Here is a 548-nt window from a genome sequence, read left to right on the forward strand (position 1 = left end):
TTAACCGACCGTTTTGGGAAGTGTGGGACTGCTCCCTCACTGGCACAAATATACGATACAATTAATTAAAAACAATACTATGGACGGACAAGCAAAAGTTACTTTGTTGTTAGAGATGAAAAACCGAATTAAAACAGGTATGTCCGAAGCTAAAAAAAAGGTAAATAGTGGTGTGGGGGCAATGAAAGCAAAACTTTCTGAACTAAAAAACCACCACGTTGCAATGTTTTCGGCAATGAGTGCGCAATTCCCGATGTTTGGTAATGCAATAAGCACATTGGGTAATCCGTACACATTGTTAATTGGCGGTGTGGTGGCGTTGACTATGTTTTTAAGTAATGCCACGGGTGCAGCCGCCGATTTTAATCATGAATTTTTAGCCATTAAGCAGCTGAATCTAGATAAGAGCACCGAGCAAATGAACGCTTACAAAGATTCTATTAAAGCGGTAGCATTTGAAACAGGGCAAAACCTGTTAGATACTACCAAGGCTTTTTACGATATTCAATCCGCTACCGGGTTGTTTGGAAAAGATGTTGCCGATATTA

General features: G+C 40.0%; 1 protein-coding gene. It reads left to right on the forward strand.

What is annotated here, in order from left to right; translation table 11 throughout:
* Positions 1 to 79: 79 nt before the first annotated feature.
* The coding region (locus tag CYTFE_RS32155; protein WP_044262711.1) for a hypothetical protein at positions 80 to 548 on the forward strand (469 nt) is incomplete at its 3' end.

Origin of the sequence: Saccharicrinis fermentans DSM 9555 = JCM 21142, assembly GCF_000517085.1 — a bacterium.
Taxonomy (GTDB): domain Bacteria; phylum Bacteroidota; class Bacteroidia; order Bacteroidales; family Marinilabiliaceae; genus Saccharicrinis; species Saccharicrinis fermentans.